At 57.4% G+C, this 14,837-nt stretch carries 13 protein-coding genes; all 13 read right to left on the bottom strand.

The features are described from left to right. Positions 1-12: 12 nt before the first annotated feature. Complete coding sequence (locus ABFX35_RS00540) at positions 13-1,044, bottom strand: zinc-dependent dehydrogenase (RefSeq protein ID WP_346078548.1); 1,032 nt, start codon at positions 1,042-1,044, stop codon at positions 13-15. Next, on the bottom strand, positions 1,041-2,543 hold the full coding sequence (locus tag ABFX35_RS00535) for an FGGY-family carbohydrate kinase (RefSeq protein WP_346078546.1): 1,503 nt from the start codon (positions 2,541-2,543) through the stop codon (positions 1,041-1,043). The genes ABFX35_RS00540 and ABFX35_RS00535 overlap by 4 nt, the downstream gene beginning before the upstream one ends. 210 nt (positions 2,544-2,753) lie before the next feature. After that, the gene (locus tag ABFX35_RS00530; RefSeq protein ID WP_346078544.1) at positions 2,754-4,142 is read right to left on the bottom strand and encodes a PTS galactitol transporter subunit IIC; all 1,389 of its coding nucleotides are present in this window, start codon (positions 4,140-4,142) and stop codon (positions 2,754-2,756) included. A 13-nt stretch (positions 4,143-4,155) separates the two neighbouring features. Next, complete coding sequence (locus ABFX35_RS00525) at positions 4,156-4,437, bottom strand: PTS sugar transporter subunit IIB (RefSeq protein ID WP_346078542.1); 282 nt, start codon at positions 4,435-4,437, stop codon at positions 4,156-4,158. Positions 4,438-4,497: 60 nt separating this feature from the next. Continuing rightward, complete coding sequence (locus tag ABFX35_RS00520; protein ID WP_346078540.1) at positions 4,498-4,962, bottom strand: PTS sugar transporter subunit IIA; 465 nt, start codon at positions 4,960-4,962, stop codon at positions 4,498-4,500. 410 nt (positions 4,963-5,372) lie between these two features. Next, positions 5,373-5,966, bottom strand: coding sequence for a response regulator transcription factor (locus ABFX35_RS00515; RefSeq protein WP_279024413.1), 594 nt, complete (start codon positions 5,964-5,966; stop codon positions 5,373-5,375). A gap of 78 nt (positions 5,967-6,044) precedes the next feature. Then, on the bottom strand, positions 6,045-7,343 hold the full coding sequence (locus ABFX35_RS00510) for an FKBP-type peptidyl-prolyl cis-trans isomerase N-terminal domain-containing protein (protein ID WP_279024411.1): 1,299 nt from the start codon (positions 7,341-7,343) through the stop codon (positions 6,045-6,047). Beyond that, on the bottom strand, positions 7,340-7,762 hold the full coding sequence (locus ABFX35_RS00505; protein ID WP_346078537.1) for a hypothetical protein: 423 nt from the start codon (positions 7,760-7,762) through the stop codon (positions 7,340-7,342). The genes ABFX35_RS00510 and ABFX35_RS00505 overlap by 4 nt, the downstream gene beginning before the upstream one ends. Before the next feature lie 313 nt (positions 7,763-8,075). Beyond that, the gene (locus ABFX35_RS00500) at positions 8,076-9,794 is read right to left on the bottom strand and encodes a PglL family O-oligosaccharyltransferase (protein WP_346078536.1); all 1,719 of its coding nucleotides are present in this window, start codon (positions 9,792-9,794) and stop codon (positions 8,076-8,078) included. Positions 9,795-9,896: 102 nt separating this feature from the next. Next, positions 9,897-10,445: a fimbrial protein gene (locus tag ABFX35_RS00495; protein WP_423783642.1), complete on the bottom strand. Its 549-nt coding sequence runs from the start codon at positions 10,443-10,445 to the stop codon at positions 9,897-9,899. 194 nt (positions 10,446-10,639) lie between these two features. Next, the gene (locus tag ABFX35_RS00490; protein WP_279024407.1) at positions 10,640-11,296 is read right to left on the bottom strand and encodes a fimbrial protein; all 657 of its coding nucleotides are present in this window, start codon (positions 11,294-11,296) and stop codon (positions 10,640-10,642) included. A 78-nt stretch (positions 11,297-11,374) separates the two neighbouring features. Further along, the gene (locus ABFX35_RS00485) at positions 11,375-12,142 is read right to left on the bottom strand and encodes a fimbria/pilus periplasmic chaperone (protein ID WP_423783643.1); all 768 of its coding nucleotides are present in this window, start codon (positions 12,140-12,142) and stop codon (positions 11,375-11,377) included. Between the two features lie 118 nt (positions 12,143-12,260). Continuing rightward, on the bottom strand, positions 12,261-14,813 hold the full coding sequence (locus ABFX35_RS00480; RefSeq protein WP_279024405.1) for an outer membrane usher protein: 2,553 nt from the start codon (positions 14,811-14,813) through the stop codon (positions 12,261-12,263). Positions 14,814-14,837 lie beyond the last annotated feature (24 nt).

Here is a 14,837-nt window from a genome sequence, read left to right as displayed (position 1 = left end):
CCAACGGGGTGCTTAACCCATTTTCATGATGACTTTTAATACCTCGTTCGCGGGGTTAGCAGCGAATTCGATAGCCTCGCCTAACTGTGCAAGCGAGTAGGTTTGCGTGATCATGTCATCAACATTGATCTTGTTGAGCCGAATGATTTCGACGGCTTCCGGCATCTCATAGGGCGTGAGTGAATAAGTGCCGATCACGGAAATTTCATCGCGGAAGAAACGCCCGGCATCGATGCTCACCATGTTGTCATGGTCAAACGGTGAGAAAACAATGACGCGCCCGCCACGCCGCAACACATTGATCGCCTGGGGCAACAACGAAGACACCCCCGCAGCGATGACCACCACATCAACCCCCAGCCCATCGGTGATCTCGTGAATGCGCGCTTCAAGATTTTCCGTTGCCGGGTTGATGGCATGGTGCATACCAAGACGCAGCGCCAGGCCAAGCTTAAACGGCGACAGATCCGATACGATCACGTTCGACGCGCCCATCATCGCCGAAAGCTGTGCGCTGAGCAGGCCAATCGTCCCCGATCCCATCACCAGCACGCTGTCCCCGGATTTAATCGAAGCCGCCTTCAGGCCATGCAGGCAGCAACCGACCGGCTCCACCATGGCGGCTTTTTCCCATGACATTCCGGCCGGAATTTTGTGCGTCAGATGTTTTACATGCAGCTCGGGAAGCCGGATGAATTCGGCAAAACCGCCGGGTTCGATATTCGTGGGTTTGAACTGTTCGCACAGGGTGTAATGGCCGCGATCGCAATAGTGGCAGGTGAAACAGGGCACATGGATCGCCGTCACAACGCGATCGCCAGGTTTAAAACGGCTGACCCGCTTACCAACCTTGACCACTTCCGCCGCGATCTCGTGGCCAAGCACCACGGGGCCGGTCACGGTCTGATGCTGCGCTTTATGAATATCGGTGCCGCAAAGGCCGCAGCTTTTCATCTGCACCAGAATATCGCCGTCGTCCAACGCAGGAATGGGAATATCTTCGTAACGAATATCGTTTTTGCTGTAATAAACGCTCGCTTTCATGACTTTATCCTGTTGATTTTGCTTTCAATATGAATTTTTGACGCGTGCAGGGGCTGGTAGATTTGCGTATAGATATCCTTAAAGCGCGCCGCCGCCGCTGCATCAGGCAAATACCGCACCACGGCATTTTCAGCTAAAGAAGATTCAACGGGCTCATACCCCGCCCCACGCGCGCCGATCATCGCTGCGCCGCGGCTAACCGCCTCGGGGATACGGCATGAAACGATCTCTCGGTTCAGAATGTTGGCCTTCAGTTGCAGCCAGTACGGGTTCTGGCACGCCGCGCCGATCACCATCACGGATCCCCAGTGCCGCCCGGCCAGCGCCTCATAGGTTTCCATCAGCATGCGGAGCTCGAAACACAGGCCCTGGAAAAGCGCGCGCAGCAGTTCCTCCGGCGCGGTTTTTTCGCCGATACCATAGAGCAGCCCCTTGGAGAAAATACAGCGCTTTGGCGGCCCACTCCCCCGAAGATGCGGAATGAGGAAACTGTTGTCAGGCTGACTGGCGGCAGCGCTTGCCATCAGCCGGTCGGTCATTGCAACGAAGTCATCGGCGCTAACATCAAACAAGTGGCGAAACCATTCGATCGCATAGCCCGCAGAGGGCAATGAGGCATAGAGCGTGTAAGCGCCGCGCAGAACATGGCAGCCGTTGGATAGGCGCGAGCGATAATATTCCGGCGTCACCGCGGCCTGCTTGCAGATAACCAATAACCCCTCGGTGGTGCCGGTTGAATTAAGGATCTGATCCTCATCGGTGATACCCACCGCAACCGAGCCGCACATATGATCATGCCCGGCGATCGCGATCTGCGCCCCGCCGGAGATCCCTGTCAGTTGGCGGTTAACCGGCAGCAGCCCGCCGATGGGTTCGCCGGCGCGGACCAGCGGGCTGAAGATGCCTTCTGGCAGCGCCATCGCTCGACAAATCTCCTGGGACCATGCCCCGGCATGGATATCGAAAGCCAGCGTGCGAGATGCCAGTGAATATTCCGCCCGTTTAACGCCGCTTAGCCGATAAGCGATATATTCAGCCAGGCATAGCCAGCGTGCGGCTTTGCGTTGCGGGGCGTGCTCCATCAGCCATAAAATTTTATTCAGGCTGTAATTGCTGTGCGCCGGGATGCCGGTTATTTCATAGAGGCGCTCTTCGCCCAAACGGGCGACAACGCGTTCAAGCTGTGGCTGCGTGCGGGTGTCGTACCAGGTCATCACCGGGCCAATAATTTGGTCTTCATCATCAAGCAACACCCCGGCCTCACCGACGCTGGCAACGGAAATACTCACAATTTGTTCCGGATCGCTCACTGCCTGTACCGCCAGCGAAAGTCCATTAATAATGCCGTGCCAGAGAGCATTAATATCAAAATCGCTGCCATGCTCAGAGCTGTTTTTTGGCGTTGGGAAACTGTATTTATTCATTAAAGAAATTTCAGGCACCCGGTATAGGCAAACTTTACAGTTTGTTGTTCCGACATCAATGCCAATTGCGTACATATCTTTCCCCTCAGCCAAGGAATACTATTTCTATGCGGTATTAAAAGGGAAATACGGCTCGGCCCTTCCCTTTTCAGAGCGTTATACCCTTCATACTTCAAGTTGCAGGTGTGTTGGCTTTCCTCGTTCACCCCAGTCACTTACTCAAGTAAGCTCCTGGGGATTCACTGCGTTGCCGCCTTCCTGCAACTCGAATTATTTTGGGTATAATTATTGGGTGGCGTTTTGCTGCAGCGCTGCGTTTTCTTCTTCCTCTTCCCGCTGAAGTTGTCTTTTCGTCATGCGATATAGCATCATGCAGATAATGAAAATAACGGGGATTAATGCTAAAGCGATATAGTTCCCTTCAAAAATCTTGACCGCCCAGAAGCGGAATGGATTACCGCCGTCCAGCAGGCTGGATATTTCACTGTCAGTATTAATTGGGAACTGAATGCTCTTGGCCACCGCAGTCAAAATCGGTGCTGCTGCCGAGGCGACATACAGGTTCATTGCCAAGCATGGAATACCGATAATAAACGCACGGATGATATTCCCTTTACAGGCCAGCACCACCATTGAAATCGGCACCCAAATATTAGCCAGGTCACCCAGCGGCAGCAGACGGTTGCCCGGTAGAATGACTGCCAGCAGCACCCCGACGGGAATAAGCAACAACGCGGTCGAAAGCACGGACGGATGGCCCACGGCCACGGCAATATCCAAACCAATGTACAGATCGTCACGGTCAGGATAGCGTTTACGCAGGTAGCTACGCACAGCGTCAGACAGCGGCAACAGCCCTTCCATCAGCAGCTTTACCATGCGGGGCATAATCAGCATCACAGCCCCCAGGCTCATGGCCAGAGTCAGTACACCTTTGAAATCATACTCGGCCAGCAGGCCGATCCCCGCCCCCAGAATCACCCCGAGCATCATCGGCTCACCAAAGACGCCAAAGCGTTTTTGGATGGTTTCCGGTTCTGCGTGCAGCCGGTTTATCCCGGGGATTTTATCCAGAATCAGATTACCCACCAGGCCGATGGGGAAGAAAATGACGGAAGACAGGGTGGGCAGCGAAATACCCGGCAGGTTGAAATACTTCTGGATCATCGGCGCGCTCCAGTCTGCCAGCACGAACGTAATCACCGCGGTGATGCCGGCAATCAGCAGGCCGAAGATGAAGTTGCCCGTCACCCCATACACCATCGCGCCAACCATTGAAAAATGCCAGAAGTTCCAGACATCGATGTCGACCGTGCGCGTCCATTTCATCGTCAGCATCAGAATGTTGATGCCAATCGTCATTGGCACCACGAATGGCGCAATCTGCGAAGCCCAGGCAATTGCCGCCAGCGGCGTCCAGCCCAGATCCACCACCGGTAAATCAATGCCGGTGTGTTTTACCATGTCCTTCGCCGCCGGCCCCAGGCTGTCAACTAACAGGCCGAAGACCAGGAAGATACCGATGAAACCCATCCCGATCGTCAACGCTGAGCGCAGGGCCCGGCTGAAGCCGGTGCGCAGGCACATCGCCATAATAAAGATAATAATTGGCAACATTATGGTGGGGCCAAGCCCCAACACATACTGTATTGCCCCATAGAGTTTATCGAGCATTATCTTATCCCCATTATTTCTTCAGGATGGACACGATTTTTTCAAGCAGCTCTTCTTCGCCAAAACCGGTTAATAAAGGTAGACCGTTTAATACAGGCGTTTGTAAATTAGTTTTTACCGCTGAAGTGACAATAATAATATCAGCGAGACCATCCTGGTTGGCAATGGTGCCAATGTTGGATTGAATAGGTTCAATATTAATACCGTGTTCTTTACAATAGTTAACCACTTTTTCCGTTGCTACGGCAGAAGTAGCAATACCACTGGTACAGGCAAAGATAATTTTCTTGTTCATTTCAGACTCCAGGGCTTTAATAAGAATAATGGTGTTGTTTGCAATAATGCTTACTGTTTTTTAGTCCAGGTTTCTTGCCAAAATCTCCATAACCTCATCTTTTGATGACGTCGAAAGAAGTTTTTCCATTTCATTACTGCGCTGGAAAAGTGAAATAAGCTTCATCAGAAAATCAAGATGCGCATCTTTTTCCTTTAACAGTAAAAAGAAAATAACATTCACCTTCATGGTACTGTCGGGATCTTCTGCCTGATTAAATACGATGCCTTCAGGGCAGGTTACAACCACCAGCTTTTCTTCACGAACGTGTTCAATATCAACATGGGGAATGGCTACGCCCATTTTTTCCAATTGCATGGCGGTCGGGTGCTCTTCCTCACGCGCCATCAGCGCATCACGATAGCTCTGCTCAACATAATGCTTAGCGATAAGCACATCGCTAACGGTATTGAACAGCGACGCTCTGCTCTGCGGGACCTCGTGCAAGAAGATCAGCTCACGATCACACTTGTTGTTCGAAGGCATAACTCTCGACCTCGTGGCGTCTTCAATTGGTTAATTAAAACTGTATTAACATACAGTGTCATCAATGATTGTCTATGTACAACTATATTCAACCTGTATAAACGTTACTCCCTGCCAAGCATTGGGGGCAACAGGTGGCGTTGAGATCTGTGTATGACTTCACAAAAAATAACCAACTCGCCTTCACATGCGGCGTCGATTTAATTTTAGTGAATTGATAAATAATGGTTTTTATTCCACTTAACTCAGTGGCAAGAGAGGGGAAAATGAAGCGGTATGGCAGTGCAGAGTGGATGCTAGCGCCTGGCTTTCATCCACAGAGCAGAATAAAGAGCGGGGTTTTAGGCGCCGCTGGCGCTCATTGGGCTGTGTCTCCAGGCATGAGCCGTGCTGCCAGCAGTTCGTTTACTTTAACACAGCCCCTGCCGCAGCCAGCGATACAGTTCCATATTGCGCCTGAAGCCCATTTTGCGCATCACGCTCATTTTATGGTTGCTCACCGTTTTAATACTGATTGTAAGCCGGGAGCCAATTTCCGACAGCGACAGCTCCTGCCGCAGGAACATCATGACTTGTTTTTCCCGCAGCGTTAGCGCGTGTTGCGTGCAGGCACAGCGGCGCATTGGCACAGGCTGATCCACCCGTTGCCCACGGCAGCGTTCCAGCCCGCAGGTAATAACCTGCAGTGCCGCAGCGATGGAAAAATCATGCTGGATCACACCCGCCTGTAGCGCACAATCCGCCCAGCCGTTTGTCCTGTCATGGGGCTGACGGATGGCAAAACACAGTGGACTAAAGCCGGGTTTGAGTCCCTCGTACAGGCAAAAACAGGTGGGTATACCGGAGGGGAAATACTGGAAAATCATATCCACGCCGGGATATTGCACCGCCACGTGCCGCACGGCAATCCCCGAGCGGCCAAAATAGGCGCTGATGGCCGCCAGCAGCCCACTGGCGAAATAGGCATTCTCATCAAATATCGCTACTGTTATTACTGGACGCATAAGCTCCCTGCCTTATGAGTTGCTTGCTAAACGGCCCGGCACCACGGCCTTCCGCGCCGTTCATCTGCCAGGCGCCCGTTATGGCGCATGGCTGTTGTCGATCCTAAGCTGATACACCATGGTGGCATTCGGCGGCACTTTCGGCGGATAGCCGCTCTCGCCGTAGGCCAACGCTGGCGGTACCACCATCGTCAGACTGCCATGATTGCGCAGGTGGCCGATCGCTTCGCGGAACAGCGGCGGGTAGGCTGAAAGCGGCTGCGCCAAGACCTTGCCGCTTAGCTCCATATCCTGCACCACCGCGCCGTCCGTCAGCATCTCTTTGACCACCACTTCAATAATCGCCCCTTCAGCCAACGGCGCGTCACCGGCGTAATCCACCCGGTACCAGAACCCCATATCAGACTGTTTCACCCCTTTCTGACCACGGAAATCGGCCACATAGGCTTTGTCCTTCGTTTCCCGAGCGTTGACCACCGCGTCACGCGCCGCATTCGCCGCCGCATCGGCTTTCGCCATCAGCGCCGCCAGCTCCGGCTGTGGCAGCACCGGATGCCCTGCGACCGTATCCAGCACGCCAGTCAGCAGGATGTCTTGATCGACTGTCACCCCCCAGCCCTGGCGTTCCTGCACCAACCCCTGAATGTCTTTCCCCAGGGCGCTGCCCACCGCGTAGGACATGCGCGCACGGTCATCGGTTAACTGTTCCGGCGTAATCTGCCACACCTTGTGTTGGCGCAAAGCGCCAATTTCTTGCCGGGCCGCCGCCAACTCTGTTTGCTGCTGCTGTGCCTTAACCTGCTGCGCCTGGCTGGCTTGTTGCGCCTGCGCCAGTTGCGTAGCCAATGTGTCGGCCTGCGCGCGCACTTTTTCCTCGGCCACCCGAGCCTGCGCTGCCCGCTGCTGCGCCTGCTGAATCAAGGCGGCTTTACGCTGTTCGTCCGGTGTGCCCTGCACCGCCTGGCGCATACCGGCCAACCACTGTTGCAACAGGGCTAAATCGGGTGCCTGAGATGGCGGTGCGGCCGGGGCGGCGAGCCGTAAACTGTGCACCTCCTGGCGCAACGCATTCAGCTCCGCCGTCTGGCGCGCCAATTGTTCATCCCGTTCCCGCAGGGCCTGGCGCAGCGGCAGTACCGTCGCCGCAGGCGCCTGCGGCGCTTTTCTCACTGGCTCGGCCGCGCCGTCGGCTGATTTCTTGTCAGCACGGCGCGAGCCCGCCGGGGCCGGTTTGGCCGCCGGTGCAGGCTCACTCTGCTGCTGATACTGCTCGGCAAACTGCAACAGGGCAGGGACGCCGCTTTGCGCATGGCCGCCGCAAGGCAACGCCAGCAACGTGGCCAGCAGGGATAGCGTTAGCCGAACCGGGCGTTTCATTTAACCTGTTCCCCGCGCGCCGCCAAACCGGCCAGCACCGCCTGATTCACCTCGGCACACAGGCGATTGACCTTGTAGCGATACAGCGCATCCACCGTGTCCTGCGTATCGCTATTCACCTGGGTGCGCAGCCCCGCATACTGCGAAGCGCCGCTCATCAAGGCATCAAAAGCGCGTTTATTCTGCTGATATTGTTCGGCATTAATGGTGCGCAGCGCGTCCAGCTCTTTCTGGCATTGCTGCAGCCGCTCGGCTTCCCGCTGCTTGCGCTGTTCCTCCGGCGAGGGCGCCTGCACCTCAGCGGTCTTTTCCGGCACAATGCGCTTTTGCAACGGGGCGTTTTTACACCCCACGACGCTTGCCCCTGCCAGGCATAACAGCGCGATCTGCACACAACGAGATAGATAAGGCTTGATCATGTTGGCTTCCCTTCATTTTTTACGTTATTTCTGCCCGACGGGCGCATAGAGGCTATATACTCGTCATACTTCAAGTTGCAGGTGTATTGGCTTGGTTACTCGGCCCGTCCCTGGGCCTCGCCCCTTCGGGGTCGCTGCTAACAGCGTTCAAATCTGCTCCTGGCAGATTTGTCGCTCACCCCAGTCACTTACTCCAGTAAGCTCCTGGGGATTCGCTGCGTTGCCGCATGATTCGGCCATACGGCCTCACCCCTTCGGGGCCAGCGCTAGCGCTGTTCAAAAACGCTTTTGCGTTTTTGTCCTGCAACTCGAATTATTTTGGGTATAGCGGATAAAAACGCCGATCCTTTGGAAACAGCAAAGCCGCTTCCCGGCGATAACGTTCCGCCGCCACATTCCGCTGTTGGTGATACAAAATGGCAATCAGGCTGGCGTAGACATTGGCATCGGTCCGTTGCGCCAGATACGCCTCGGCCCAGTCGGCATAGCGCCAAAGCAGCGCCTCGTCCCGCGTGCGGTTGTAAACCAGCAGCGCATGGGTTTGCAGATCAAATGCCAGGCGCTCTTGCAACGGCCAGGCGACCACCGGCGGCAAAGCAGCCAGCGGTTCAACATCGCGCAGGCCGCCGCGTTCAACACAGGTCAGCGTCTGCCCGGTATAAAAAGCCGCCAGCATCACCCCAGCGCCGACGGCGAGCACCGATGCCAACCCAGCCTTCAGCGCTACACCGGCCATCAGGGGCAGCCGCACCACTCTGCGTTTCCGGCAAGTAAGACGATCCAACGTGGCCAGCAACAGCATGAACAACGCCCAGTGCAACGCCGAAAGATAAAACGGATACTCAAGCTGGGTGTGCATCAGCATCGGCACCATGACCAGGCACAGTGCCGTCGCCTCGCCGGCGTTGGCGCGCCCGGCGGCAAACGCTGCCCGATCGTACTTGACGGCCTGCCGCAACACCCGCGCGCCGGCGGCGATCGCCACTCCCAGACCAAACACCGCGATCAGGCCGCCTTCTACCCACCACAACAAGATTTCATTGTGGGGATGGCGGGCAATTTCCTGCACCTGCGTTGGCAAGGCCTGGTGCACGCGAAAATGCTGAAAGGCGTAATCAAAACTGCCGTAGCCCCAGCCGGCAAAGGGCCGTTCGGCAATCATTCTGAGCGTATCCTGCAGCATCAAAACGCGCGCCAGGTTCGACTGTTCATGGGTCAGATAGCGCAATACGCCGGCGCTTTCCTGCCCCAGCAACACCGCAATCCCCACGCCCACGCCGCCCAACACCAGCGCCGCAGCCGCTGCTGCCTGCCAGCGGTAGCGGCGGCCAAAGCAGAGCAAGAACCCCAGCGCCGCCAGTGCGCCGCCCAGCCAGCCGGCGCGCGACTGTATCCATACCAACAGCGCCGGCAGCAGCACCAGCAACACGCCCAATCCGCCACGGCGCCAACGTTCCTGTTTTGCCGATTTCAGTGCGTAGCCCGGCAATAAAAACAGCATCAGCGCCAGCGCCAACCCGGTGGCGATAAAGCTGCCCAGCACATTGGGCTGTTGAAACACGCCGAATACCCGCGCCCCGCGCAGCGGCACCCAACTCAATGCGGGCGCGAACAGTTGCAGCAAGGCGATCGCGGCCTGCCCGAGCACCAGCAGCAGTAAGAGCACCATCAGGTGCGCGCGCAGCCGAAACGGCATGCGCACCTGCAGCCAGGAAAAGTAAAAGCTCCAGCCGGCCAACAGCCCCGCCAGCCGCCAGGCGGCGGTAGAGAAGCCGGGCGCATAGCCATAGGCCAAGGGAATAAACAGCAACGCCACGGCAACCAACAAATAGCCGCTGGCCGGCGTCACCACGATGCCGCGCCTTAACGGCAGGCGGCACCAAATAAACAACATCACGCCGGCAAGCGCCGCATAACAAAGGGCATTCACCGGCAAATTAAGGCCAACGCCGCCCATATTGGGGAAATAGCACACCGACAAAGCCAGCAGGCCGATAAAATAAGCAACCGACAACCGTTCTATTCGCAACACGCAATCACGCCATAAGAAAAGAAAACCAAACGCCCTTGGGGGACAACACTGTCGGCCAAGGGAAGCAGGCGGCATGAGCCGCCGGAACGCTCGACGGGCGGCTTATTCGTACGCCAGGCTGAACGTCGCAACCGCACTGAATGTGCCGCGCCCGATCGTTTTGTTGGTGATGGCGTCAGGTTCGCCCTGCACATAGGCTTGCAGCGATATCGTGTTGCTGCCATCTGTCAGTTGGTATTTACTGGTGGCCTTATTGAGTTGCAGGGCTTGGCCGTCCTGGGTTTCCAGCCCAACGGCGATCCCCGAGGCAGCGCTGCCGCTGTCAATCGCCAGCAGCCCTGGCAAATGGCTGTTCTCTGTGCCGCTAAAGGTGACCGTGACCGTATTCCCCAGGCTGGTATCGCACTCCGTCAGGTGCAGCGTGAAAGGCCGGCTGAGAGTGCGCGTGTTCAGATACAGGTATTTGTCGACAATGGTGCCAAAATCCAGCGCAATCTCTTCTTCACCCGGCGGGATCACGCACGGTTCGGCCACCAACGTGCCGTGGAAATACATATTCTCGCCATCCGCCGCGGCCGCTTGCCCGCCGGCCGCCAGCAGCATTGCAGCAAGCAGGGCCAGGCCCTGCGGCTTTTTCTTTATCATTAACATACCGCCGTTCCCTTTATTGCCGCACCCACATCCCACTCCGGGCGCCTTAGAGCCTATCCCAGTAGGCGTTATTGTCGCCGCCAGTTTGGACACGGACAGCGCGAGTAAACCGGAACGTACACAGAGTACGTGAGGATTTCGAGCACTGCCCAGGGCCAAAATGGCAAGTAAAATAGCCCTAATGGGGTAGGCTCTTAGTCATAATGCAGTCGGAAATCAATCACCGCCTGATAGCGCCCGGGGTTCAACGTCGCCGGCGTGCGTATCGGCGTTACCGTATACGTCAGGGTATTGTTCCCCGGCGTGAGCAGCACCGGTTTGTTACGGGCGCCCAACCGCACCGGCTGCCCGCGGCTATCCGCCAACAACAGCCCCAACCCGGTGGCACCGGTCACGCTCACCAGCCCCGGTGCGTCCGCATCCGCGGGGCCGCCGAAGCTGACGGATACCGCCGGTTCGCTGCCGCTCCAGGCCAGCGCACCGCCCCAGGGATCGCGGTTGCTGGCCGGCGCCCGCAGGCAGTCTTTCAGGCGCAGAACAAATGCCACCGGCGTGCCACGATCGCCGATATGCTGGAATTGCGCCGTGCCGGTCTCCCCTAACCACACCTCCTGGCGCGCGGATTCCATCTCCAGGCCGCAGGCGTTTTCCGTCAGGGCGCCGGAAACGTAAAGCACACCGTTAGCCCCCTGCACGTCCCAGTTATCCACGGCGTGCGCTCGGGGCATCAATATCAGCAACATCCCCACGGCCAAAGGCACCATCAATACTGCCGCCACCATCAGGCTAACCCGTTGGCGCTGATAGTTCCGGTAGGCTTTGCCAGACAATTTTGGGCTATTCCGTCGCATTGTTTTCTCTCCGCTGTCTGTGTCTATTGCCGGGGTTGTCCCTTCCCTGCCGTTTGACATAACGGCACGCCGGGTAGCTTATTTCTTCTCTGGCACAACCTGGCACTCGCTGCCGCCGCAGCGGAACGTCAGCTGCGGCCGGCCGCCATAATCATTGATATAGGTCAGCACCGGGCTGCCGCCCAGCGCCGCGGCGCTGATGCTCATCGGCGCGCTGCTTTTTGGCGCCACCATCAACGGCGTGAAGCCGTCCAACGCAGTGCCCTGCTTGCGGGTACTGGCTTCCACTATCGTCACGTAATAAGGAGTTGGGTTGTGCACCACATACCGCTCCCCCTGCTTGCTTAACGTCAGTTTTTCCTGCCACGGCTGCGCATTGCGCACCGGAGCAATCGCATCCGGGCGATAGAACATTTTGATCCGCGTCTGCAGCGCTATCTGCAGCGTGTTTGGCTTATCACTGCGCGGCGGGATCTCACGCAGGTTGAAGTAGTACAGCGTCTCGCGATCCTGCGGCAGCTGTTTTGCCGCCGGCAGCGCCTGGATTTTCACCTGGCTGGGTTTGCCCGGCTCCACGCGCTGCACCGGCGGCAACACGGTGAACGGGCTTTGAATTTTGTTGCCCTGTTCATCCTCGATCCACCCCTGCGCCAGATAGGGCAAGTTTTTGTTCTGGTTGCTGATATTCAGGCTCATCGTCTTTTGACTGCCGTCAAAAACCACCCGGGTGCGATCGAGTGCGATCGCCGCCTGCGCCGATTGCGCCAGCATCCCGGCCATCAGCGCGCCGACGGCCGCCAGTTTGAAAACAACACGCTGTTTCTGTTTGATAAGGTTCTGATTCATCATCTTCTTCGCAGTGAGTATCCGTTACGCTCAATTAGGATCCACCGGCATCAGGCTCTGTGACGCCAGGGGCATATTGCGCCGGGGCGGCGGACGTTGGTTTCCGCCCCGTGCACCGTTATTGCTGTTGTTCTTTCGCGGCAACCGCAGCGGGCGTTTTGGCGTTATTCAACGGCTGGCAAGGCAGCAGCAGGCTGTTCATCAGCATCTCTGCCGGCAGCGGCGTCGGCATTTGCACCTGGCACTGCGGGCCGCCATTCCAGTGCACCTGCATCACCTCACCCGGGTTAATACCCGACAGGTAAACGGTGCCGCCGTCGTTGATAATCCCCGTTGTCTGTTTACGCATGTTCATCACCGTGGCGCCGAACGGCGGCTCGCTGCCATCGGCCAGTTTGATAACCGCCATGGCTTTTTCGCCGGCGATGACGTCAAACTGACGATAGCCGATGGCCCCTTCCGTCAGGGTGGCCTGCACCACCGAGCGCGTCGCTTCAACGTTGTCGCCCAGGCGGTTCAAATCAATGCTTGCTCTGTTGCGGTAATAGCTGTTCACATCCGTTATCACCGCTTTGCCAAACCGGTTGGTCATGATCGTGCTGCCGTAGCCACGCACCGGTACGTCAGCCACCCCTTCCGTATCCAGCATCAGCCGGGTGCCGCCCTGGCTGGTAACGCGGTGCAGCGCGGCGCCCTGCGCCGTCATGGTGATGCCGCCCTGCGCCGTCAGCCCCATTGCGCTGTAGCTGCCGCCCTGGTAACTGGCATTGGCGCTGACCTGCGCCATATCGCCTTCATGGCTGTAATAACCGCTGGCCGTCGCGCCGCTGCGTGCGCTGCCGGCGCTGATCTGGTAGTTATTGTGTTCATCCACCCGGTCGTAGTAGCCAATACGGTGCGTGTTGTCATCACGGCTTGCCGCCATGTTGTAGCTCAGCGTGCCGCTATTGCCCCACGGCACCGACAGCGACAGGTACATGCCATCGTCGTTGGTGTCGTTGTAGCGCGTGCGATATGCCGACAGCGATACGCTCAGGTTTTTGAAATTACCGACGTCGAAATAGCGCGACACCATCAGGTTGTAACGATCGTTCGCCGGGCGATCCCAATAGGTCTGGTGGCTGTAGGTCAGATAGGTGCTCAATCCCCAGTCGCGGAACTGTTTGTTGAAGGTGATGGTGTACAGCTCCTTGCTGTTGCCGCTGCGTTCGCCTTCGTAGCGCGCATCCAGGTACTCTGCCATGCTCATGAAGTCTTTCTGCGAGAAGCGGTAGCCGGCGAACGTGATCTGGCTGTCGTATTCATCAAAGCTTTTTGAATAGCTCAGGCGGTAAGAACCGCCGGTCAGCGTGCCTTGCTGCGGCAAGTTGGCGCGCGACTGCGTAACATCGAACGACAGGGCGCCAAGCGCCATCAGATCGCGCCCCAGCCCCACGGACAACGCGTTGTAATCGCCGCCGCCGATGCCGCCGCCGTATAACGACCAACCGTTGCTCACCCCCCAGGAAAATTCACCGGTCGCGAACAGCGGGCCGCGCGTCCGGTGTTCCCAGTCCGACGGTTTACCCATCGCCAGCTTGTAGCGCAGGCTGCCGGGGCGCGTCAGGTAAGGAATGCTCGCGGTGTTCATTTTGAAGGTCTGTACGCTGCCGTCCTGCTCTTCCACCCTGACGTCCAGCTCGCCGGAGACGGCGTCATTAATATCCTGGATCCGGAACGGCCCTGCGGCGACCTGGGTTTCATACAGCACCCGCCCCTGCTGGCTGATCACCACTTTGGCGTTGGTTTTCGCCACGCCGGAAACTTCCGGCGCATAGCCGCGCAGGTTCGGAGGCAGCATATTGTCATCGGAGCGCAGGCTGGCGCCGGTAAAGCGCAGGCTGTCAAACAGATCGGAACTCAGGTAATCCTCGCCCATCGACAGGCGGGCGCGCAGCGCCGGAATGGCCCGATAGGCGTAATAACGGCTCCAGTCGAACTGGCTGTCCGTCGGTTGGCCAGAGCCGGTCTGGTGTGAGAGATTCGCCTGCCAGTCGGCGCGCAGGCGCCAGGCCCCAAGGTTGGCGCCCGTGGTACCGTTACCGCTCAGGCTGTAGCTGCCGCCATTGCGGTGGCGCTGCTGTGTTTGGGCGTTGACGTTGTAATCAAACAGTAAGCCCGGGATCCCCTCATCCCAGCGGGAAGGCGGATCCCAGTTCTCGGAGGTGTATTCCAGGTAGGCTTGCGGAATACTGAGATATAAAGAAGAGGTGCTCAGATCGCCATGCGCTTCCATGCCCGGCAAGCTGCGTAAATCCAGACATTGGCCGCCGTGCGTCCAGGCCAGCGATCCCGCCTGGTTTTCCTTCAGCCCCAGTTGATTAACCAACGCCGGCGACAAACAGGCTTCGCTGCCTTTCGGATCGTTTTCCGGCGCAACAAACGCCACCTGCTGTTCAGGCATATCGCTTTTGTTGACGTGCAGCACCATGGTATAGGTGCCGGGCATGATGAAGCCGCTACGGGAGAACTGGCTCAGATCGATATTGTTACGATCGTTGGTGTCCAAAACGTCCGTGTTAAACTGGATCTCGTCGGCAGCATAAACCAGCATTACCGGCTGCCCAAACGCGAGGGCAACACATAATCCCAGAACCTGAAGACGAAATAACTTCCCTGCCGGTGAAAGCATAATACAAACCCTTTCGAAAACGGA

This window comes from Gibbsiella dentisursi (assembly GCF_039539505.1).
Taxonomy (GTDB): domain Bacteria; phylum Pseudomonadota; class Gammaproteobacteria; order Enterobacterales; family Enterobacteriaceae; genus Gibbsiella; species Gibbsiella quercinecans.
This window is presented reverse-complemented; position numbering and strand designations above follow the sequence as displayed.

Bases quoted from the DNA above. Each gene is read 5' to 3' on its own strand.
- ABFX35_RS00530 (WP_346078544.1), bottom strand. From the start codon at position 4,142: ATGCTCGATAAACTCTATGGGGCAATACAGTATGTGTTGGGGCTTGGC.
- ABFX35_RS00510 (WP_279024411.1), bottom strand. From the start codon at position 7,343: ATGAAACGCCCGGTTCGGCTAACGCTATCCCTGCTGGCCACGTTGCTG.
- ABFX35_RS00515 (WP_279024413.1), bottom strand. From the start codon at position 5,966: ATGCGTCCAGTAATAACAGTAGCGATATTTGATGAGAATGCCTATTTC.
- ABFX35_RS00490 (WP_279024407.1), bottom strand. From the start codon at position 11,296: ATGCGACGGAATAGCCCAAAATTGTCTGGCAAAGCCTACCGGAACTAT.
- ABFX35_RS00505 (WP_346078537.1), bottom strand. From the start codon at position 7,762: ATGATCAAGCCTTATCTATCTCGTTGTGTGCAGATCGCGCTGTTATGC.
- ABFX35_RS00520 (WP_346078540.1), bottom strand. From the start codon at position 4,962: ATGCCTTCGAACAACAAGTGTGATCGTGAGCTGATCTTCTTGCACGAG.
- ABFX35_RS00480 (WP_279024405.1), bottom strand. From the start codon at position 14,813: ATGCTTTCACCGGCAGGGAAGTTATTTCGTCTTCAGGTTCTGGGATTA.
- ABFX35_RS00495 (WP_423783642.1), bottom strand. From the start codon at position 10,445: ATGTTAATGATAAAGAAAAAGCCGCAGGGCCTGGCCCTGCTTGCTGCA.
- ABFX35_RS00540 (WP_346078548.1), bottom strand. From the start codon at position 1,044: ATGAAAGCGAGCGTTTATTACAGCAAAAACGATATTCGTTACGAAGAT.
- ABFX35_RS00485 (WP_423783643.1), bottom strand. From the start codon at position 12,142: ATGAATCAGAACCTTATCAAACAGAAACAGCGTGTTGTTTTCAAACTG.
- ABFX35_RS00525 (WP_346078542.1), bottom strand. From the start codon at position 4,437: ATGAACAAGAAAATTATCTTTGCCTGTACCAGTGGTATTGCTACTTCT.
- ABFX35_RS00535 (WP_346078546.1), bottom strand. From the start codon at position 2,543: ATGTACGCAATTGGCATTGATGTCGGAACAACAAACTGTAAAGTTTGC.